2 protein-coding genes are annotated in these 540 nt (G+C 45.0%); both read left to right on the forward strand.

Annotated elements, in window-relative coordinates; translation table 11 throughout:
* Positions 1-210 (forward strand): LPS export ABC transporter periplasmic protein LptC (gene lptC, locus IEX97_RS13435; protein ID WP_188883581.1); only part of this gene is annotated, 210 nt, incomplete at its 5' end.
* Positions 173-540, forward strand: a 368-nt coding sequence (gene lptA / locus IEX97_RS13440; RefSeq protein WP_229776960.1) for a lipopolysaccharide transport periplasmic protein LptA, incomplete at its 3' end; no start/stop codon positions are given. The genes lptC and lptA, both read left to right, overlap by 38 nt.

Below are 540 nucleotides of genomic sequence, written 5' to 3' on the forward strand. Positions count from 1 at the left end.
AACCTATTACCGGGCGCCAGTTTCGATACGATGGCGACCGATAAGTTGGTCATCAATCTAACCAATCGTGATTTTAAAGCCGATCAACAAGTAATGTTGGTTGGACCGCAATTTGAAACTACTGGAGGCGCGATGCAAGGAAACTTAAAACAGCACACCGCGACTCTAACGAATGAAGTTCAAGGTCGATATGAAACCGTTACACCTTAGTCTACTGGCACTAGTATTAGCAGCGCCTCAAGCGTTTGCACTTAAGTCGGATACTCAACAGCCGGTTTACATTAACTCTGACACCCAACAGGTGGACATGAAGAGTAACCAGGTCATTTTTAAAGGTGATGTCTCGCTTAAGCAAGGCAGCATCAATATCGATGCAGATAGAATTGTTGTCACTCGCGATCCAAAAACGGAAGCAATCAAACAAATTCAAGCATTTGGTAAGCCTGCGACATTTTCGCAGCTGATGGACGATGGTAAAACGTTAAGTGGTCAAGCAACCGAGCTCGATTACCGCATCTCGACTGACGAACTGACCATGAA

The organism is Paenalicyclobacillus cellulosilyticus (assembly GCF_014647315.1).
GTDB classification, from domain to species: domain Bacteria; phylum Bacillota; class Bacilli; order Alicyclobacillales; family Alicyclobacillaceae; genus Alicyclobacillus_J; species Alicyclobacillus_J cellulosilyticus.